The sequence below is a fragment of the Nafulsella turpanensis ZLM-10 genome (assembly GCF_000346615.1).
Taxonomy (GTDB): Bacteria; Bacteroidota; Bacteroidia; order Cytophagales; family Cyclobacteriaceae; genus Nafulsella; species Nafulsella turpanensis.
This window is the reverse complement of the sequence record NZ_ANNU01000008.1, coordinates 112,582-131,808: the sequence shown is the minus strand read 5'-3', so window position 1 is coordinate 131,808 and position 19,227 is coordinate 112,582. Positions and strand designations below refer to the sequence as shown.

At 47.6% G+C, this 19,227-nt stretch carries 16 protein-coding genes; 5 read left to right on the top strand and 11 right to left on the bottom strand.

What is annotated here, in order from left to right:
- Positions 1-140 precede the first annotated feature (140 nt).
- The 5 genes from F752_RS0104360 to F752_RS0104340 all read left to right on the top strand — a co-directional run bounded on the left by F752_RS0104360 (position 141) and on the right by F752_RS0104340 (position 6,686).
- Complete coding sequence (locus tag F752_RS0104360) at positions 141-2,444, top strand: TonB-dependent receptor (protein ID WP_017730511.1); 2,304 nt, start codon at positions 141-143, stop codon at positions 2,442-2,444.
- Positions 2,445-2,458: 14 nt separating this feature from the next.
- Positions 2,459-3,331, top strand: a complete 873-nt coding sequence (locus F752_RS0104355) for a DUF4249 domain-containing protein (RefSeq protein ID WP_081604506.1) — start codon at positions 2,459-2,461, stop codon at positions 3,329-3,331.
- A gap of 483 nt (positions 3,332-3,814) precedes the next feature.
- Complete coding sequence (locus F752_RS23440; protein WP_152425024.1) at positions 3,815-4,525, top strand: hypothetical protein; 711 nt, start codon at positions 3,815-3,817, stop codon at positions 4,523-4,525.
- Between the two features lie 206 nt (positions 4,526-4,731).
- A complete protein-coding gene (locus F752_RS0104345) occupies positions 4,732-5,496 on the top strand; it encodes a Mut7-C RNAse domain-containing protein (RefSeq protein ID WP_017730508.1) in 765 nt (254 codons plus the stop codon).
- Positions 5,497-5,510: 14 nt separating this feature from the next.
- Positions 5,511-6,686, top strand: a complete 1,176-nt coding sequence (locus F752_RS0104340; RefSeq protein ID WP_017730507.1) for an MFS transporter — start codon at positions 5,511-5,513, stop codon at positions 6,684-6,686.
- Positions 6,687-6,787: 101 nt separating this feature from the next.
- On the opposite strand, the gene F752_RS23435 is transcribed toward F752_RS0104340, so the two are convergent.
- The 11 genes from F752_RS23435 to F752_RS0104285 all read right to left on the bottom strand — a co-directional run bounded on the left by F752_RS23435 (position 6,788) and on the right by F752_RS0104285 (position 19,065).
- Positions 6,788-8,020, bottom strand: a complete 1,233-nt coding sequence (locus F752_RS23435; RefSeq protein WP_017730506.1) for an MFS transporter — start codon at positions 8,018-8,020, stop codon at positions 6,788-6,790.
- A gap of 25 nt (positions 8,021-8,045) precedes the next feature.
- Positions 8,046-9,344, bottom strand: a complete 1,299-nt coding sequence (locus F752_RS0104330) for a TRAP transporter large permease (protein WP_017730505.1) — start codon at positions 9,342-9,344, stop codon at positions 8,046-8,048.
- An 85-nt stretch (positions 9,345-9,429) separates the two neighbouring features.
- Positions 9,430-9,924, bottom strand: a complete 495-nt coding sequence (locus F752_RS0104325) for a TRAP transporter small permease (RefSeq protein ID WP_017730504.1) — start codon at positions 9,922-9,924, stop codon at positions 9,430-9,432.
- An 11-nt stretch (positions 9,925-9,935) separates the two neighbouring features.
- Positions 9,936-10,985, bottom strand: coding sequence for a TRAP transporter substrate-binding protein (locus F752_RS0104320; protein ID WP_017730503.1), 1,050 nt, complete (start codon positions 10,983-10,985; stop codon positions 9,936-9,938).
- Positions 10,985-11,659: a bifunctional 4-hydroxy-2-oxoglutarate aldolase/2-dehydro-3-deoxy-phosphogluconate aldolase gene (locus F752_RS0104315; RefSeq protein WP_017730502.1), complete on the bottom strand. Its 675-nt coding sequence runs from the start codon at positions 11,657-11,659 to the stop codon at positions 10,985-10,987. Before F752_RS0104315 ends, F752_RS0104320 begins: the two co-directional genes overlap by 1 nt.
- A gap of 214 nt (positions 11,660-11,873) precedes the next feature.
- Positions 11,874-12,887, bottom strand: a complete 1,014-nt coding sequence (locus F752_RS0104310) for a sugar kinase (RefSeq protein ID WP_017730501.1) — start codon at positions 12,885-12,887, stop codon at positions 11,874-11,876.
- Between the two features lies 1 nt (position 12,888).
- On the bottom strand, positions 12,889-14,289 hold the full coding sequence (uxaC, locus tag F752_RS0104305) for a glucuronate isomerase (protein WP_017730500.1): 1,401 nt from the start codon (positions 14,287-14,289) through the stop codon (positions 12,889-12,891).
- A gap of 35 nt (positions 14,290-14,324) precedes the next feature.
- Complete coding sequence (gene uxuA, locus F752_RS0104300) at positions 14,325-15,545, bottom strand: mannonate dehydratase (protein ID WP_017730499.1); 1,221 nt, start codon at positions 15,543-15,545, stop codon at positions 14,325-14,327.
- A 15-nt stretch (positions 15,546-15,560) separates the two neighbouring features.
- Entirely contained in the window at positions 15,561-16,814 is a 1,254-nt protein-coding gene (locus F752_RS0104295; RefSeq protein WP_026135510.1) for a tagaturonate epimerase family protein, read from the bottom strand.
- 11 nt (positions 16,815-16,825) lie between these two features.
- Positions 16,826-17,647: an SDR family oxidoreductase gene (locus F752_RS0104290; protein WP_017730497.1), complete on the bottom strand. Its 822-nt coding sequence runs from the start codon at positions 17,645-17,647 to the stop codon at positions 16,826-16,828.
- Entirely contained in the window at positions 17,644-19,065 is a 1,422-nt protein-coding gene (locus tag F752_RS0104285; protein ID WP_017730496.1) for a tagaturonate reductase, read from the bottom strand. The genes F752_RS0104290 and F752_RS0104285 overlap by 4 nt, the downstream gene beginning before the upstream one ends.
- Positions 19,066-19,227: the final 162 nt, after the last annotated feature.

Genomic DNA, 19,227 nt, shown 5'->3' with positions numbered 1-19,227 from the left:
GGCTTCTTTTGATTAGCTGGAAGCTTCTTCTTTAAAACATCCTTTAGCAGGCACTGTTCTTATGTGGTAGCCCTAAGCCCATGAAATTAGCAACGACTTTCTCTACGCCAGCAGAAAAATGCTCCGGAAGGATTCAATCAATGAGCAGCAGGAGTATGAAGGTTGCTACTTTTGCTAACCTCCTTCTTTTTTTATGGTTTCCTGTCCTTCTTTTCGGGCAAACCGTTCAGCTGAAAGGGGTGGTTAAAGAGGCTGGTGGGGAGAACTTACCGCACGCCACTATCTTTATTCTGCCAGACAGCATATTTATACCCTCTGATCTGGAGGGTTATTTTTCTGTTAAATTAAAAGCCGGTTATAAATCCATCAGAGTGTCCTATACTGGCTATGAGAGCTACTTCTCTAACCTGCTACTTTCAAAGGATACATCGGTTGCTTTCTTTCTAAACCCGGTCATCGGGCAGCTACGGGAAGTGGCCGTCACTGCCAACCCTTACTCTCTGGAAAACCTGCTTCGTTCCGGCCGTACAGGCACCACTACTTTATCCAGGAAAGATATCTCCGCTATACCTGTTATGGGAGGGGAAGCAGATATTATTAAAACCGTACAATTGCTGCCCGGAACCGTTCGGGGAATGGAGGGGAGCAGCGACTTTTTTGTTCGGGGAGGTGCTGCCGACCAAAACCTTGTGTTATTAGACGGGGCTCCCATTTATAATACCAGTCACCTTTTCGGGTTTATCTCTGTGTTCAATCCTGATGTGCTCGAAAAAACGGAGGCCATTACCGGTGGATTTCCTGCTGAATACGGGGGAAGGCTATCTTCTATCCTGGACATTACTTCGCGCAATAAAGTGGCTCCAAAAACGCATGTGGCCGGGAATATTGGACTGATTGCCTCCCGCCTGTTTGTGGAGCAACCCCTGCTTAAAGACAAATTAAGTATATGGGTGGCCGGGAGGAGAACCTATGTCGACCAGGTGATTAAACTAACCGGGCAGGAGCTCCCTTATTACTTTTACGACCTTAACGGGAAAGTAATTTTCCAGCCTACCAATTATGATCAGTTTTCCTTTAGCTACTTTAGAGGAGAGGATAACCTAAACCTTTCCCAGGCCGAAGATGAGGATAACTATGGCTTTACCTCTACCTATACTGCCGCCAGTAAAAGTCAGGTAGCCCGGTGGCGCCACTGGAACCCCGGGGGCTGGAATACTGATCTTTCGCTTTTCCACACCTCTTTTGATTACAGCATCATCAATATTTTTCAGGAGGATCAGTTAAAGGCTTTTTCCAATATAGAGGATTATGGATTAAAGTTTTCTTTTCAGAAGAAAACAGCTGGCGAGGAGGGAAGGCTGCAGTCAGGCTTCGAGTGGATCCGTCATGGCGTAAGCCCGAATGTGGTAAGCTCAACCGGACTCTTTACCGATTTTTTAGACAACAGTGTCGCAGAAGGAATTGTGGCTCATGAAGTGGCTGCCTACCTGCAGCATGACTGGCAGCTGTCCGATCGATGGCTATTCGGCACTGGAGTTAGAGTATCTGCAGGCCTAGTACAGGAAAAGGAATATGTTATTCCTGAACCACGTTTTTTTGCTCGTTATGCATTACAGGAAAACCAGGCGCTTAAGCTTAGCTACTCCCGCATGGCGCAATATATGCACCGGATTTCTAATTCTGCCATTTCAACACCTACCGATATCTGGTACACAGTAACAGATAGTATTCAGCCTCAAAAGGCGCATCAGGTATCAATGGCCTGGCAAAACTTTTTAACAGAACCTAAAATTTTCCTGTCGGCTGAAGCTTATTATAAAAGCATGACCGACCTTATAGGTTTTGAAGAAGGTACTAACCTGGTTCTGAATCCGGATTTCGAATCGAAGCTGATTCAGGGAAAAGGGCGTGCCTATGGATTGGAGTTGCTGCTGCGGAAAGAAGCAGGAAGCCTTACCGGTTGGTTAAGCTATACGCTGGCCTGGTCGTGGAGGCAGTACAATGAAATTAATAGCGGTAACTGGTTTCCGTCCCGTTACGATCGGAGGCACAACGGGGCCCTGGTAATGCAGTATAAGCTAAGTAATCGCTGGTCGGCCTCCATGGTGTGGGAATATATTTCCGGCTCCAGGTTTACACCTGTTATAGGGCAGTATGTGGTAATATCGCCGGTATTATCTGGGGTAGATATTATTCCACTCTACTCGGGTATAAACGAAGTAAAGCTGTCCGATACGCACCGCCTCGATTTAGGTATCAGGTATCAGAATAATCCGGATAACAGGTTTAGGTGGAACCTCTTTGCAGGGGTTAATAATCTTTACAACAGAGCCAGCCCTATTGGCATTTTTATTGAACAGGATGAAATTGATGGCTCACTCCGGTACATTCAGCCAGGCCTGTTTGGTTTGCTGCCGTTTATTAACTTTGGGTTTCATTTTTAGCTTATAAACCATTGATGGAGAAGTTTTTTTCAGGCTTATGTTTCAGAATTACGTGCAGTTTGCTGTTGGGGCTGTGGCTGACGGCCTGTGTGCCTGACCCTTTAGAAGTAGAGGATATCCCTGCCGTTAAGCCGGAAATTGTAGTCTCCACCCAGCTAACCCCCGACAATTCTATTGTTATTTGGCTTACCCGCACATTTGGAGCCCTGGAAGCAAGTGAAGATAGTGACCCTGAGGAAGTGCTCAGGCAAATTGCTGTAGCCGATGCCCTTGTTACCATAACCGGCCCTGCAGGTACTGATACTTTAAAAAATCTGGAAAGTGGCCTTTACGGAGGGCTTTCTATCCCCTTTAGTGCAGGAGAAACCTATGAGCTGAGGGTTGAAAGTGAAAGTTTGGGAGTGGTAACGGCCACCACTACTGTTCAGGAGCAGGTGAGCTTCGAGGCAGTTGCAGCGGAACTCAATGTAAATATGTATGATGATACCCTGGCGGAGGTGAGCTATTCTTTTCTTGATCCGGCCCAAAAGAACTACTACATGATAAATGTTCAGCACCTTACTGCGGAAGATTTTATCAGAAATGCCATCAGTCCCAATACCTTTACCCTTCTTCTGGATGATGCTTCCTTTAAGGAGAGCCGGCACAGTGAGGAAATCGATATTTCCGAATACAACTATGGCCTGGGAGATACTGTTGCCGTTTCACTTTCCAGCATCAGTGCAGATTATTATGAATTCATGAAGCTGCGGACAGATCAGCAGCTCGACTTTATTCAGTTTTTAAGTGAGCCTTTAAATTACCCCAGCAATGTAATGGGCGGTAAAGGATTCTTTCACTTGTCTGCCCCCGATACAAGAACGTTTATTTTCAGGAAGGTGAAATAAACCTTGCCTATCCGGCTGTTGATTTGAGCCAATCCACCTGCTTCAAAGCTAAAGTTTACCCTTCCCCGTATTTCTCCTGTCCATTTCACGCCAGTATTTTCACCGGGTATCAGGCTCGCCGGATTTTTATCCATTTCTAAAAATATTTTTTAGCTGATGGCCTGTGAAGTTTCCTAAATGCCGTCTATGCTTTTTTGGTGGCATGTATATTGTTTCGCCAGAATAGCAGTCTCTGGTGTTGCGCTTTTCTTAGTTAAATATATTACAACCGTTTGATTATAAGTTAATTAAAATACCAACAAATTGGATTAATTTTTTAAACACTTCTGCTGAACCTTCTGTTCGACCATCAATATTAACTTATAATTACGAGCAAAGAAACATGCCATTTTAACTGGGTGGGACTGTAGAGAATTAGAATTTCAGGTCTATGAACAGATAACTTTTTAACATTTTTTAATTATAACTCTAAACATTATGAAAATGAAGAACAATTTTTACCCCGGAGCTTTTAAGAAGCATTCCTCCAAAGTAGTTAAACTTTTTACTGCCCTAATGATGAGCGCCTTTTTGTTCAGCTGTGAGCAGTTTAACGATGTAGAAGAGGTAGTCGATAAAGTAAAGGAAGAGCAGGAAGCAAGAACTTTCGTGGCTGAGCTTGGTGGACTTAATAACTCAGGTGTTACGGGCGAAGTAGTAATCGAGTACATGAAGGATGGACAATTTGAAGTATTGGTTAAAGCAGATGGTCTGGTTCCCAACATGGTTCACCCTCAGCACATCCACGGTTTTGGCTTTATGGATAAAGATCCTAAAAATGCGGTTTGCCCGCCAATGAGTGCCGCCGGAGAAGATGGCTTATTGACCCTTCCTGAAGGTTTACCTTTTTACGGACCTGTTTTAGTTCCTTTGGATAGTGAATTAGTGCCTCTAACGGTGCAGGAATTCCCTATGGCGAATGCAAACGGCATGATTAGCTATATAGAATTTACTTCCTTAAAGGCGATGTTGATGGCTATTGATAAGTCTAATGACGGAAAGCAAAGTCTGGCAAACCTTTCTCTTGAAGACAGAGTAATAGTACTGCATGGCGCCTATGTGAAAGACAATATGATAGTGCCTCCTGGAACTGAAGGAGCCGAATATGTAGCTACGCTACCAGTAGCCTGCGGGGAGTTGGTGGAAGTACTCTAAGAATAAATTACACTTCTGTTATATCTGTTAAGAGGCTGCCTATTTGCGGGCAGTCTCTTTTTTATTTAAGCAGCTGTCCATTCGGTTCATTAATTCCTTGTGCGATGGCCAAACTTTTGATTCCTTTTACTCCTGCAGTAAACCAGCGCGTCGTTGTGCAGTTGAATAAGAGGAAGATGCTTTTACAGCCCTAGTGGAACACTTATATGCAGCAGTCGGCCAGTTTTTACTTTTATGGTTCCCTCAATGATTTTCTGCCTCCCGAAAAACGGAACAGGCAGCTACACTATTCCTTCCAGGATAAGCCGGCCCTTAAAGATGCCATGGAAGCCTTGGGCGTGCCACACCCCGAAGTGGCGGCTATACTGCTGAATGGACAGCCGGCACAGCTCATGGACCCGCTCAATACCGGGGATCAGCTAAAAGTATATCCTCCAGGACATCACCTTCAGCTAACTAAAGAATACCGGCTACGACCAGAGTATGTGGGGCCGGCAAAATTCATAGCCGATGTGCACCTTGGGAAGCTGGTCCGGTCCATGCGAATGCTGGGCTTTAACTGCTGCTACGAAAACAATTATTCAGACCCCGAAATTGCCGCCATTGCAGAGAAAGAAGCCCGAATTGTTTTAACCCGCGATCGGGGCTTGCTAAAGCATAAATCCATAGTGTGGGGCTACTGGCTCCGTTCGCAACAGCCGGAAGAACAATTACTGGAAGTAGTGCGCCATTTTACTTTAGAGCAGGAGTTAAATCCCCTCAGTCGCTGTATCGCCTGCAATGGTCGTATAGAGCCAGTGCCAAAGGCAGCGGTAATCGATCAACTGCCGCCTAAAACCAGGCAGTTTTTTGAAGAATTTTTTCAATGCCAGTCCTGCAGGAGGGTGTACTGGAAGGGCTCTCATTATGAGCGAATGCAGGAGTTTATCAGGAGGGTGGAAGGGGAGTTCCTTCAAGCCAGGAAATATTAAGCATTTATGATTTAATGAAGAAAAGAACCAAAGAACGAATCGCCCTTAATGTATTATTTTTTCTGAGCGGTCTGTGCTTTTCCACATGGGCCTCCCGAATCCCGGATATAAAAGACAGCTTTGATTTTAGCGATAGTGAGCTGGGAGCGGTTTTGCTCGTCAGGCCGGTGGGTGCTTTATTTGCTTTGCCATTATCTGGAGTTATTGTCGATAAATTCGGGAGCAAGCTTTCTTCTACGGCAGGGATTCTGCTCTTTTCCCTGGGGCTGGCTCTCCTGGGCTCTGCGGCAACAGTTCCCTTTTTGTTAGGAAGCCTGCTGATATTTGGGATAGCTGCCAATCTCATTAATATTTCGAATAATGCCCAGGCCCTGCTGATTCAAAATAAGTATGGGAAAGTAATCATGTCTTCCTTTCATGGCTTGTGGAGCCTTGCTGGCTTTTGCGGGGCTGGCTTAGGGGTGTTGGCGCTTTCGGCAGGATTGGCCACAGCTACCCATTTTTACCTGGTTTCTGGCGCTGTTATTATTTCTTTGCTCATGAGCTATCCCTTCCTCAATAATGAGCGAGATGAACGGAAAGGGAACCGAAAACTCTGGAAGAAACCCAACCGACAGTTGCTGGTACTTGGAGGAATAGCGTTTTGTGGCCTGCTTAGCGAAGGCTGTATGTTCGACTGGAGTGCAGTATATTTTGAGCAGGTAATTGGGGCAGAAGAGGGTTTGGTTGTAGCCGGTTATATGGCTTTTATGGGTATGATGGCGACAGGCAGATTTGTTTCTGACTATTTCACCAATCGGTTTGGCTCCAGCATCATTATTCAGGCCAGCGGACTGCTTATTTTCATGGGCCTGCTGGTTGCAGTGCTCTTTCCCTACCTCATTACCGGTATTATTGGCTTTCTGCTTGTAGGGGCGGGTACCTCCTCGGTTATACCCTTAACCTTTACACTGGTAGGGCAGGTAAAAGGCTTTACCAGTGGCATTGCCCTGGCTACCGTTTCCACCATCGGTTATTTTGGTTTTCTTTCCGGCCCTCCGCTGATTGGCTTTATTGCCGATTTGCTCTCCCTGAGAGCCTCTTTTACCCTTGTGGCCTTGGTTGGCCTGGCGATTACGGCTATAGTAATTTTGGAAAAAAGGAGGGGGCAACTAAAAAACACCGGTGTTTTTGCCGAAACTGTTAACTAAGGAGTAGGAAGAAGGAGGAAAAGGTAGCAGCCCTCTTTCCAATAAGTCCCCTTCTTAAGTCGCTAATGAAGTGGCTCTGGCGGGAAAACCTGCATAAAAAACTAACTGGCTGCCGGCTTTGCAAACAGAATCCGAAAGTTCCAGAGAATGGTGAGAGAGAGGTAAACAGCAGCGATCATAAGCACCTCTTCAAAGCTAAAGCCCCCATCGAGCAGCAGGCCAAATGCGGCGGGGCCTATGGCGGTGCTAATGACCATCAGGGCAGTGAAGAGACTCCGGACGGTGCCTAAATATTCTATTCCAAATGCTTCGGCCTGAAGAGCCGATTTGGTGGTATTGCCAAAGCCAGACGATATTCCCATTAAGGTCAGGTAAACAGGAGGGACCCAAATCGCTGAAGAAGTAATGAGTAGCAAAATACCAAGCAGCAGAGGGAACAGGTAGAAGGGAAAAAGCTTTTTAGCACTCAGCCGGTCGACCAGTTGCCCGGCGACTAAGGTGCAGAAGGCACTGGCAACGGCATAAGCAATAAAGGAGGCGGCTACCCATTCCGTCGTCCATCCTTTAGCATTTCCTATCGCTATCTGGTAAAAGAAGAGAGCAGTATTGAGGAGGGGTAGGGCCATTGTGCCGGGGGCAATCAGCCAGAAATAGCGATTCCTTATAATAGTTTGGTAAGAAATGGTTCGTTCTGTTGTTTTTACTGCAGGCTTCTCCTCCTCTTCTTTTCGGAAAGCAGCCGGATCTGTTTGCTGGTTTCTGAGCAGGTAGGCTATGGCAGGAGGTAAAAGAAAGGCAACAAGAGCGGCTGAAGCGAGCAGGGTAGAGCGCCAGCCGATAAACGAAATGCTAAATGCAATCAGGACAGGAAAGGCGGCACTTCCTGCAGGATGACCGAGGGTGGTAATACTGATTGCCTTGCCCCGCACATGGTCGAAATAGCGCCCCATTGTGGTAATCGCCGTATGGCTCATCAGCCCCTGCCCCGAGAGGCGGATTCCCCACAGGCCAATTACCAGCAATACAATATGCCTTGCCTGAGAAAAGACCAGCAGGGATACAACCATGCCTCCCACCACCAGCCAGGTAAACTTCTTCAGGTCGATCAGGTCTATGAAACGACCGGCCCATGTGAGGCATAAAGCACTTAGGAGTGTAGCCGCGGCATAGATGGAGCCAAAGCTGGCATTCGAAAGCTCAAATGCCTGTAAAATTTCAGGCACATAAATCGACACCATGAAGGTTTGGCCGAAGCTGGAGAAAAAAGTCATCAGAAATCCAAAGATGATAAGATGCCTGTTTTCTCCAATCAGCCTGCTCCAATCGTTGCCCATAGAGGAAGAAAATCCTGCTAATTTTTTACAATCCAAAAACTCCTGGGAGCCAGAGGCTGAGTTCAGGAATATAGGTAATCAGGAGCAGGGCGATAACCATCGCGATAAAGAGGGGCAGGAGGGGTTTAATTACCTTACTGATGCTCACGCCAGCCACACCACATCCCACAAAGAGCACCGAACCTACCGGTGGTGTACATAGGCCAATGCAGAGGTTAAGGACCATCATAATACCAAAGTGCACCGGGTCTACCCCAAGATTAGTAACCACGGGTAGGAAGATAGGCGTGAAGATCAGCACCGCAGGTGTCATATCCATAAAGATACCCACGAACAGCAGTATCAGGTTAATAATAATGAGGATCACAATTTTATTATCGCTGATGGAAAGCAGGGCTTCACTTACCCCCTGGGGAATATTCTCGAACGACATCACCCATGACATACCCATGGAGGTGCCAATCAGCAGCATTACAATGGAAGTGGTAATCACGGTCTGGATAAGAATTTCCGGAAGGTCATTCACCTTTACTTCTTTATACACCACCATCGACAAAATAACGGTGTAGAGTACCGCAATGGCCGAGGCTTCGGTAGCCGTAAAAATGCCGGCGATAATCCCACCAATGACAATGATTAAAAGCAGCAGGCTTGGAAGAGCATCTAAAAACTTCTTTACTACTTCTTTGAGGGGAATTCTTTCGCCTACCGTAAATTTCTTTTTATAAGAGATGTAACCGGCCACCAGCATGAGTGCAAGGCCTACCAGAAAGCCAGGAACATAACCGGCCACAAAGAGGGCAGCAATGGAAACGCCGCCGCTGGCCAGAGAATACACAATGAGGATGTTACTGGGAGGAATAATCATTCCGGTGGTGGAAGAAGTAATATTGACTGCCGCACTAAAAGGCTTGGGGTAGCCTTCTTTTGCCATGCGGGGGGTCATAATACCACCAATGGCAGAGGCTGCGGCAACGGCAGAGCCGGAGATGGCCCCAAAGAGCATACAGGCAAGGATATTGACATAGGCCAGTCCACCCGGAAGGGTGCCGACCAAACCTTTAGCAAACTCAATGAGCCTGGAAGCAATGCCGCCCCGGTTCATAAACTGCCCGGCCAGCACAAAAAAGGGAATGGCCAGGAGGGCAAAGCTGTCGAGGGCCGTGGCCATTCGCTGGGCGAGGGTGGTAAAAGCAGGTTCGGGGGCAATACTTACCAGCATGGTGAGCAGTGCCGATATGCCAATGGAATAGGCAATGGGGACCCCCAGTACCAGTAAAACAACAAAACTTACAACCAGTACAATGACTTCTAAAAACTCCATTTTTGCCTGTGTTTTAATAAGGGCTGCAGACCCAGTGATTAGTTTTTTAGCAGAGCTTTCGCTCTTTTAGATGAGGTAAACCGGATTAAGCGAGGGTCTCTCCCAGCTCTTCGGGCTCTGTATTTTTTTCAAAAAGGTTTACGATGCTGTAGTAAATAATCAGCAGTCCGCTGAGAGGTATCACCATGTACACATACCCCAGTGGTATGCCTAAGGAGGCGGAGGTTTGCTCCAGCTTAAGGGTGATATACATTAGGTTAAAGCCGCCCCACACCATCGCAAAGAAAGCGAAAAGGGCCACGACAATATTAATGAAGATATTAAGCCTTCTTTGTTTTTTGCCTTTAAGGCTGTTAGGGAAAATATCAATGGCCAGGTGCATTTTCTGACCAGTTACATAGCTGGCCCCTAAAATGCCTACCCATATAAGCAGGTAGCGCGATAGCTCATCGGTAAAAGAACTGGGAGATTGTAAGATAAAACGGGAGGCTACCTGCCAGAGCACGTTTATGACCATTAATCCCATTAATACAACCAACAGCCAAAACAGTGTCTTATCGATTACTCTTCTTAATTTCATGCTAAGAGGTTTTAGTTGAGGGATGGACTTTCTTCTGTAATTTCTTCTGCCTGTATTCGCTGAATAAGAGAATAAACTTCAGGCTCATCTTTATAGGTTTCGTAAAGGGGCTCTACCAGCTCGGCAAAAGGCTCTTTGTCCGGATGAATGATTTCTACGCCGGCTTCTTTTACAGCCTCTAAAGCTTCTGCTTCTGCCTCTGCCCACAGTTTCCGCTGCACAGGAACAGATTCCTCCACTGCCTCGGTAAGCCATTCTTTTTCCTGTTCTGTCAGGTCTTCCCACACTTTTGTGCTAATCATTAAGATATCGGGCACCATGGTATGTTCATTTAAGGAGTAGTACTTGCTTACCTCGTAGTGGCGCGAAAGGTAAAAGCTGGGCGGGTTGTTCTCTGCTCCATCAACCACCCCTTGCTGCAGAGCGGTATACAGCTCACCCCAGGAGATGGGAGTGGCGGAACCACCAAAAGCATCGACCATGCTGATAGCTGTTGGGCTGTCCTGCACCCGTATTTTCAGTCCCTTCAGGTCTTCGGGCTTGCGAATAGGTTTGTTAGTAGTATAAAAGCTACGGCTGCCGGCATCGTAATAGGTAAGGCCGTGGAGCCAGTACTCTTCTCCCTCATCCAGGAGGTCCTGACCAATTTCTCCTTCGAGCACGCGGTAATAGTGCTCTTTATCTTTAAACACATAGGGCAGGCTCAGGACCTTAAAGTTTGGGGAAAAGCTCTCCATCACGGCGGCCGACACTTTTGTCATTCCCAGGCTGCCTATCTGGAGCAGCTCCAGGCTTTCTCTTTCGGAGCCCAGCTGCCCGTTAGGGTATATATCGATGGTGAGTTTACCATCTGATTTTTCCTTTACTCTTTGTGCCATAAATTCCATGGCTTCATGTACCGGGTGGGAGGTGTCCAGGCCATGTGCCAGCTTAATTTCCTTGGTTTTATCAACCTCACTACAGGAAGTAGTCAGGAGCAGGACAGTGGCCAGTGCCGTATGGCACAGGAGCTGCAAAGGTTTGCAGGTTTTGCGACGGATGTTTAAAAGGTATTGTATCATTATTTCTTTCTCACTTTCTGAATAATTGCCATTGCCTCACGGGTTCTTTCCTTCAGCAGGTCATAATCCTTAGCGGCAATAATATCTTTGCTGATGAGCTGTGAACCCATTCCTACACAATGGACGCCTGCTTCGAACCACGCACGCAGGTTCTCTTCTTTCGGTTCCACACCTCCGGTAGGCATAATGCTGCTCCAGGGGCTGGGGCCTTTTACGGCCGCTACAAACTTGGGTCCGCCAACCTGCTGGGCCGGGAAAATTTTTACCACTTCAGCGCCAAGCTCTTCGGCTCTTGATATCTCCGTAAGGGAGCCACAGCCGGGCGACCAGAGGATTTTCCTGCGATTGCAGACCACGGCCATGTCTTCTTTAATGACGGGGGCTACAATAAAATCGGCACCGTTTTGTATGTAGAGTGCTGCCGTTGGCGCATCTACCACCGAGCCTGCACCCAGCATAAGCTCGGGAAAATGCTGGGCGGCATATTTTACCAGTCCGGCAAATACCTCATGGGCGAAATCGCCCCGATTGGTAAATTCAAATACACGTACGCCTCCCTCATAGGAGGCTTTAACCACCTGCTTACACACTTCTATATCGGAGTGATAGAAAACCGGTACCATGCCGGTTTCTTTCATTTTTAAGGCTACTTCTATTCTGCTAAATCTGGCCATTATCTGGTTTAGTTATTGGTTGATAGTTGTCGGTTGTTCATGAATGATGGCCGGGGCGTTCAGCTTTTGCAGCGCTTTTTTCCGCTATGCCCGCTTTCTTTTTCCAGCTGTTAACTTCCAGCTTCCAACCTCCAACTTCTGTTTCTTTGGTTTATTGTTCTGCCTTCAGAACCCACTATCCAATGTCTATTATCTATAGTCTGTTGTCTCCTATCTACCGCACCAGCTTACCCGAAGTATTGCCGGAAAGGAGTGATTCTACTTCTTCTACGGTAGCCAGGTTGGCATCTCCCTCAATGGTATGTTTCAGTACCGAAGCGGCTACGCCAAAGTCCAGGGACTTCTGGTCATCATTCAATGTAAGCTGCCCGTAAATAACCCCGGCAATAAAAGCATCGCCACCGCCAATACGGTCTACAATAGGAGTGATGTCGTAGGTTTGGGTATCGAGCAGCTGCTCTCCGTTATAAAGTTTGCCGGAGAGGGTATTATGAGAGGCGCTTAAAGAGCCCCTGCTGGTATTAACTATTTTCTTTACCCGGGGGAAGCGGTCCATAATCTGCTGGTAAACTGATACATTCTTGTCATCATCTTCTTTGTCGGGTCTGATGTCAAGTATGTCGCGGGCATCGCCTTTACCGGCGACTAAAAGGTCGCAGCCCGCAATCAGTTCCGGCATTACCTCCTGGGCAGTTTTACCCCACTGCCACAGGTTTTTGCGGTAGTTGATATCGGCCGAAACGGGAATGCCTTTCTGATTAGCGACCTCTATAGCCTTTTTACAGCAGGCCGCAGCCCCAGCCGAAATAGCAGGAGAGATGCCTGTCCAGTGAAACCAGCCGGCTCCTTCAAAAACTTTTTCCCAGTCAATCATATCCGGCTCCAGGCCTGCAAAAGCAGAGTGGCTGCGGTCGTAAATAACCTTGCTCGGGCGTACACTGGCGCCGGTTTCCAGGAAATAAATACCGATTCGCTCGCCCCCATACAGGATATGGCTGGTATCTACGCCCCACTTGCCCAGCAGGCTTACTGCTGCTTTGCCCAGTTCATTATCGGGAAAGCGCGTAACATGGGCGGCAGGTATGCCGAGTTGCGCCAGGGAAACAGCCACATTAGCCTCCCCGCCCCCATACGTAGCCTCAAAGTGGTTGGACTGTACTACACGCGAATGGCCCGGAGTAGAAAGGCGCAACATGATTTCTCCAAAGGTGATGACCTTTTTTTCCATCTTAAAAGTTAAAATAAGATTTTGCGTTATGATAACAAATATTTTCAACCACCTTTCCTATCCAGGGCAGCTCGCTTTTTGGTAATTCGCCATTTTCGACATCATTACCCAACAGGTTGCAAAGTATCCGGCGGAAGTATTCGTGGCGTGGGTAAGAAAGGAAGCTGCGGGAGTCGGTAAGCATCCCCACAAAGCGGCTGAGAAGCCCCATATTGGAGAGGGCATTCATTTGCTTTTCCATACCGTCTTTCTGGTCGAGGAACCACCAGGCCGAGCCATATTGAATTTTACCGGGCGTGGAGCCATCGTTAAAGTTGCCAATCATGGTGGCGTAGAGCTCGTTCTGGCTGGGGTTCAGGTTATAAAGAATGGTTTTAGCCAGCTGGTTGGAGTTGTCCATCTTGTCGAGGAAGCGCGATAGGGGGCGGGCCACATCAAAATCGCCAATGGAGTCGAAGCCGGTATCGGGACCGAGCTCGCGCATCATGCGCTTGCTGTTGTTTCTGAGCGCTCCCAGGTGGAACTGCTGTGTCCAGCCTTTTTCGTGGTCCATCAGGGCCATGTGCTCCAGCATGGCAGAGCGGAATTTTAATACCTCCTCCTTGCTGATGCTTTGCTTGTTGAAAGCTTTATCAAATATTTTAGTGATTTCGCCAGCCGAATACTCTTCTGCATACATGGTTTCCAGCCCGTGGTCGGAGAGGCGGCAGCCCATTTCATGGAAGAAGTCGTGTCGATTCTTCAGCGCATCGAGCAACTGCTGAAAATTACTGATGGAAATGCCGGAGGCTGCTTCCAGCTTTTGGACATAGGGAAGGAAAACTTCCGGACTGTCGATGGCCAGAATTTTGTCGCAGCGGAAAGCAGGGAGTACATTAATTTCAAAGTCACTGTCTTTTATCTGCTGGTGGTACTCCAGGCTGTCAATAGGGTCGTCAGTTGTGCAGACAGTTTCCACCTTCATTTTGCGCAGGATATTACGAACGCTGTAGTCATTAGATTGCAGCTTTTCGGTGCAGGCATCGTAAATCTCACGGGCAGTTTCCGGCTTTAAGAGTTTATCGACACCGAAATAGCGTTTTAGCTCCAGGTGGGTCCAGTGGTAAAGCGGGTTGCGGAGGGTATAAGGTACGGTAGCGGCCCATTTTTCGAATTTCTCGTAGTCGGAGGCATTGCCGGTGATGTACTTCTCATCAATACCGTTGGTGCGCATGGCGCGCCACTTATAATGGTCGCCATTGAGCCAGATACGGGTCAGGTTCTCAAACTTTTTGTCTGCTGCTATTTCATCAGGTGGTAAATGGCAGTGGTAGTCGATAATGGGCATATCCTTCGCATGCTCATGGTATAGCCGCTGTGCGGTTTCCGTTTCCAGTAAAAAGTTATCGTCTAAAAAGGACATAATTCTCTGTTAAATAATCAGTACTTTATTTCTATCTATTGTATTCCTTTGGCAATTCCCATTTCCAGGCCCCGGAGCTCAGCAAGTCCTCTTAAGCGGCCAATGGCAGAATAACCGGGATTTGTAATTTTGTTCAGGTCATCCAGCATCCGGTGCCCGTGGTCAGGGCGCATGGGTAGCCGTTTGTCATGGCGGCCTCCTTTTGCTCTTTTCTTTTGTTCCAGAAGTAAGGCCTTCATTACTCCGTACATATCAACATCTCCTTCGAGGTGATTGGCTTCGAAAAAGCTTTCCGGGTTATCTGCTAGCCGTTTGGTGCTGCGCAGGTGAATAAAATTGATTCTGTGGCCAAAGCGCTCTACCATTTTCACCAGCTCATTATCGGGCCTTACCCCAAAAGAGCCGGTACAGAAGGTAATACCATTGTAGGGTGAATCAACCACGGCGAGTAAATCCTGCACATCGTCCGCCGTGCTTACCACCCGTGGCAGGCCTAAAATAGGGCGTGGCGGGTCATCAGGGTGAATGGCCATTCTTACGCCTGCCTCTTCTGCAACAGGAATAACGGCCTCCAGGAAGTAGCGGAGGTTTTCTTTCAGGGCCTGTGCATCTATGTTGGCATAGGTGTCCAGTACAGCCTGAAACTCTGCGAGTGTAAAGCTTTCTTCAGAGCCCGGAAGGCCGGCGATAATATTATTTTGCAGCTTTTCCTTTTCTGCTTCACTTAACCGGGCGAAGTAATTTTCCGCTGCTTTAATTTTTTCTTTGGTATAATGAGCCGCAGCTCCGGGCCGTTCCAGGATAAAAAGTTCAAAGGCAGCAAAGGCTACTGCATCGAAAAATAAGGCTTCAGAGCCATCTTCCACTCTATATTCAAGGTTGGTTCGGGTCCAGTCCAGCACCGGCATAAAGTTGTAGCAGAGGGTATTAATACCGCAGGCACCCAGGTTGCGGATACACTCCTGGTAGTTGCGGATATACTTATCGCGCTGCGGACCGCCTGTTTTTATTTGCTCGTGTACGGGAACGCTCTCTACTACCGACCACCGAAGGCCTGCAGCTTGGGTGGTGCCGGGAGCTTGAAATTTCTCAATCAGCTCTTTTCGCTCCAGTATCGCTTCCTTTGTCCAGACTTCCCCGTTCGGAACTTCATGCAGGGCCGTTACAATACCCGTCGCCCCGGCCTGCCGGATGTCCGCCAGGCTCACCGGGTCTTTAGGTCCGTACCACCGCCATGTTTGTTCCAGGTATATCATTTTTCTGCTTTGGTATTAGCTGTTAATAAATAACGGTTGGATATGCCGCTCCCACAGGTTTTCCGTTACATTCTTTTCCACTACCTCTTTATGCCTCTTAAGTGCGGCCGTATAGGTAGCCTTTTTTTCGCCGGCAATCTTATAGGCACAATGGAGTAGCTGCCTGAAGTCGGGGTTGAAATCGGCTGCATCCTGCTGATGGCGTAGGCTTTTGGCAAACTTTTTACCTGACCAGTCATTTACTTCATCTGGATCTGGTAAGTTTTCTTCCTGTATATCCAGGACCGGTTTATAAGGTTCTGTTAATTCTTCGTACCTGCTATAAGCTTCAGCATAAATGTTTTTTGCCAGCTCAAGCCCGTCGCCGCCAGCTTCGGCCAGTCCTATGAGCTCCTCGAGCCAGGTAGTGCCGGCTGTTTTAATGTGGATGCCGGCCTTGTGTTTATGGAGGATGGTTTTGATGGGCTGGTAGAGTGAGAATTTATCGCTGCCGGAATGGATGCTGAGTTTGAGGTTTTCAGGTAGCCCGAACTTTTCCACTGCATGACGAATAACCAGAATATCCTGCTCAAATTCTTTTGTAAACTGCTCCAGCTGCCCCTCATAATCTATTCCCTTATAGAAGTTGCCTGTAAATTTTGGCGCAATGGTTTGAATGGGGACAGAAGCCTTGTTCAGCATTTTAAGGATAAAGTACAGTTCGACCGGGCTCTGGGGATTTTCCACCTCGTCCATGGAAACTTCGGTCACAAAGTTATCTTCCCCTCTTTGCTGAAGTATATGCCGGTAAATATTTCCTGCTTCCCGGCTAGCCAGCAGGAACTGCCTGGCTATTTTACGAAGAAGTTCTTCATCGACAGGGAATGGCTTTTCAATGCCAGGGATGGAGAGCCCGCTTGGGTGCTCATTGTTCTCCTTAACAAATTGTTCAATTTCTTCCGGCGCTGCTGCCTGCCCGATGTATTCGGCTACATCGATGGTGAAAAAATCAGAAACTTCGATAAATTCAGCAACATTCTGCCGGTTGATGTGATCTGCATCCACAAAGTAATTCCCGTTCCAGCCAAGGGCTTTCACTGCCTGGTCGGCTTCTGTTCTTACTTCCTGCGGATTGGTGTCGAGGGTCTGGTGCTCCCGGTGCGATTTATTCCAGACAGGGGTAATGGTGATGCCTGCCTCCCGGGCTTTAAGAATTGCCCGGAGCTGCGCTTCTCCTTCCTGGCCGAAACGGTCGCCAAGCCCCATCGAATATTTACTGATCTTTTTCATCGTTAAAAAAATTAAACCCCACTGTAGGCATTAAAGCCTCCGTCTACAGGAATAATAGTGCCTGTTACAAAACGAGAGGCATCACTGCAAAGCCAGATAAGCGTGCCGCTGAGATCCTCCGGATTTCCGAACCTGCCAAAGGGAGTGTGGTCGATAATCTGCTTACCGCGGGCGCTTAGACTGCCATCTTCTTCTGTTAAAAGCGTCCGGTTTTGCTCGGTAAGAAAAAAGCCGGGAGCAATGGCATTTACGCGCATTTCCTCACCGTACTTCTGTGCCAGTTCCACCGCCAGCCATTTGGTGTAATTATCGATAGCAGCTTTGGAAGAGGCATAGCCCATTACCCGGGTAAGGGGTCGTTGTGCGGCAAGTGAGGAGATGTTGATGATATTTCCTTTCTTCCTCTTCATCATGGACTGTCCGAAGACCTGTGTCGGAAGTACGGTGCCAATGTAGTTGAGCTCCACAACTTTACGGAGGTCAGCTTCCGAAAGCTCCAAAATGCTTTGGTTAGGGCCAATGGTAGCGCCGGAGATATTGCCGCCGGCAGCATTGACTAAAATATCCGGCGTGCCGAAAACCTGCAGCAATTGTGCATGAACTTCTTTAAGCTGAGTGGTTTCAGTAACATCGGCAGCCAAAGCTAATCCTTCTGAGCCTGCTTCTTCTATTTCCTTTACTACTGCCTGCAGCTTCTCTTTACTTCTGCCTAATACAGCTACCCTGGCACCTGCCTCCGCCATGGCGAGTGCCATGATTCTACCTAAAACACCGGAGCCTCCTGTAATAACGGCGGTTTTACCTTCAAGAGAAAATAGGGGAGGGTACTTCATGAGAACTGCTTTTCAGTAGCCTGTATTTCTTTTAGGTGCTTGCTTACAGTTTCCGGTAAGTCATTTATGGTGGTTAAATCTCTTCCCCAGAAGCTTTCATTGGTTAATACGGCCTGTACAACCGCCTCGGTGTCTCTTTGCTGCCATGCTTCATGGAAAAACGCAAGCACATCGGCAGAGTCATTTAGCGGGATATCTTCGCCATTCCAGCTGCCTTTGTAGAAAAGGATAAGAGCCGCAAGGGCATGCAGGAGGTTTTGTGGTAATTTGCCTGTTCTTGAATGGTATTCGAGCACAGAAGGTAGCACCCTTACTTTATACTTCGAAACGGAATTTAAAGAAATGGAAATAAGCTCATGCCGGATAAAAGGGTTTTGGAATCGCTCTATCACATCATGGGCAAACTGCTTAAGCTCCTCCTCGGGTAAGTCCAGGGTAGGAATGATTTCATTAAAGATGGTTTCCCGAATATAAGGCCCTGTTGTCTCATCTTCCACCGCCTCTCTCACTGTGCGCAGGCCCTGCAGGTAACCTACCGGAACCAATGCCGTATGTGCTCCATTCAAAATCCTTACTTTTCGGGTGCGGTAAGGCGTGAGATCTTCAACAAACTTTACCTGCAGGCCTGCCTTTTCAGTAGGGAAGGCTTCCTTTACTGAAGCAGGCGCTTCAATTACCCATAGGTGAAAAGGCTCTGCTTTAACCACCAGCTTATCTTCATAGCCCAGGTCCTGCTGAATTTCTTTAATGGTATCGCGCGGATAACCCGGTACAATTCGGTCAACAAGGGTATTGCAGAAGGTATTATGTTCTTCGATCCACTGTACAAAACTATCAGGCAGCTGCCAGTGGGCTGCATATTGCAGAACTGCTTTTTTAAGGTTTTCGCCGTTCTTCTCAATAAGTTCACAGGGAATAATAGTGAGACCTTTTCCGGGGGCTCCTTTGAAGTATTTGCACCGCTGGTATAGGAGGGCAGTTAGTTTGCCGGGAAAACTATCGGGAACGGTATCGGCCGATTTACCTGAGCCAACAAATTCGATACCCGCTTCCGTGGTGTTGGAAATAATAAACTCCAGGGCGGGATTTTCCGCCAGCTTCAGGAAGTCGAGGTAATCTTTATAAGGATTGGAGGCGCCTGAAATACAGCTAATGAGCCTTTTTTGCTGGACAGCTTTGCCACCCTGAATCCCGTTCAGCAGCAAATGATACAGCCCGTCCTGCTCATTGAGGAGGTGAATAATGCCCTGCTCGATGGGCTGGATAACATGCACGCTGCCATTAAAATCTGTTTTTTCATTCAGGATATCGATGATCCAATCAACGAAACCGCGAAGGAAGTTGCCTTCGCCAAATTGCAGCACCTTTACCGGGTACTGTACCGGGAGTTGAGCTGTATTTCTGTTAAGTGCTTTCATATGCTGAAAAATTTAGTTTCTCTGTATCCGCCTGCCAGAGGAGGATCTTATGGTTTGTGCAAGTAATAAAAGCTTTTTGCGCTTATTAAAACTCCTGAATTAACTGTTTTGCCAGTATTTGTAGCTGAACTTGCGCAAACGATTGCCTTAATATATGCATTT

Bases quoted from the DNA above. Each gene is read 5' to 3' on its own strand.
- F752_RS0104360 (WP_017730511.1), top strand. From the start codon at position 141: ATGAGCAGCAGGAGTATGAAGGTTGCTACTTTTGCTAACCTCCTTCTT.
- F752_RS0104355 (WP_081604506.1), top strand. From the start codon at position 2,459: ATGGAGAAGTTTTTTTCAGGCTTATGTTTCAGAATTACGTGCAGTTTG.
- F752_RS23440 (WP_152425024.1), top strand. From the start codon at position 3,815: ATGAAGAACAATTTTTACCCCGGAGCTTTTAAGAAGCATTCCTCCAAA.
- F752_RS0104345 (WP_017730508.1), top strand. From the start codon at position 4,732: ATGCAGCAGTCGGCCAGTTTTTACTTTTATGGTTCCCTCAATGATTTT.
- F752_RS0104340 (WP_017730507.1), top strand. From the start codon at position 5,511: ATGAAGAAAAGAACCAAAGAACGAATCGCCCTTAATGTATTATTTTTT.
- F752_RS23435 (WP_017730506.1), bottom strand. From the start codon at position 8,020: ATGGGCAACGATTGGAGCAGGCTGATTGGAGAAAACAGGCATCTTATC.
- F752_RS0104330 (WP_017730505.1), bottom strand. From the start codon at position 9,344: ATGGAGTTTTTAGAAGTCATTGTACTGGTTGTAAGTTTTGTTGTTTTA.
- F752_RS0104325 (WP_017730504.1), bottom strand. From the start codon at position 9,924: ATGAAATTAAGAAGAGTAATCGATAAGACACTGTTTTGGCTGTTGGTT.
- F752_RS0104320 (WP_017730503.1), bottom strand. From the start codon at position 10,985: ATGATACAATACCTTTTAAACATCCGTCGCAAAACCTGCAAACCTTTG.
- F752_RS0104315 (WP_017730502.1), bottom strand. From the start codon at position 11,659: ATGGCCAGATTTAGCAGAATAGAAGTAGCCTTAAAAATGAAAGAAACC.
- F752_RS0104310 (WP_017730501.1), bottom strand. From the start codon at position 12,887: ATGGAAAAAAAGGTCATCACCTTTGGAGAAATCATGTTGCGCCTTTCT.
- uxaC (WP_017730500.1), bottom strand. From the start codon at position 14,289: ATGTCCTTTTTAGACGATAACTTTTTACTGGAAACGGAAACCGCACAG.
- uxuA (WP_017730499.1), bottom strand. From the start codon at position 15,545: ATGATATACCTGGAACAAACATGGCGGTGGTACGGACCTAAAGACCCG.
- F752_RS0104295 (WP_026135510.1), bottom strand. From the start codon at position 16,814: ATGAAAAAGATCAGTAAATATTCGATGGGGCTTGGCGACCGTTTCGGC.
- F752_RS0104290 (WP_017730497.1), bottom strand. From the start codon at position 17,647: ATGAAGTACCCTCCCCTATTTTCTCTTGAAGGTAAAACCGCCGTTATT.
- F752_RS0104285 (WP_017730496.1), bottom strand. From the start codon at position 19,065: ATGAAAGCACTTAACAGAAATACAGCTCAACTCCCGGTACAGTACCCG.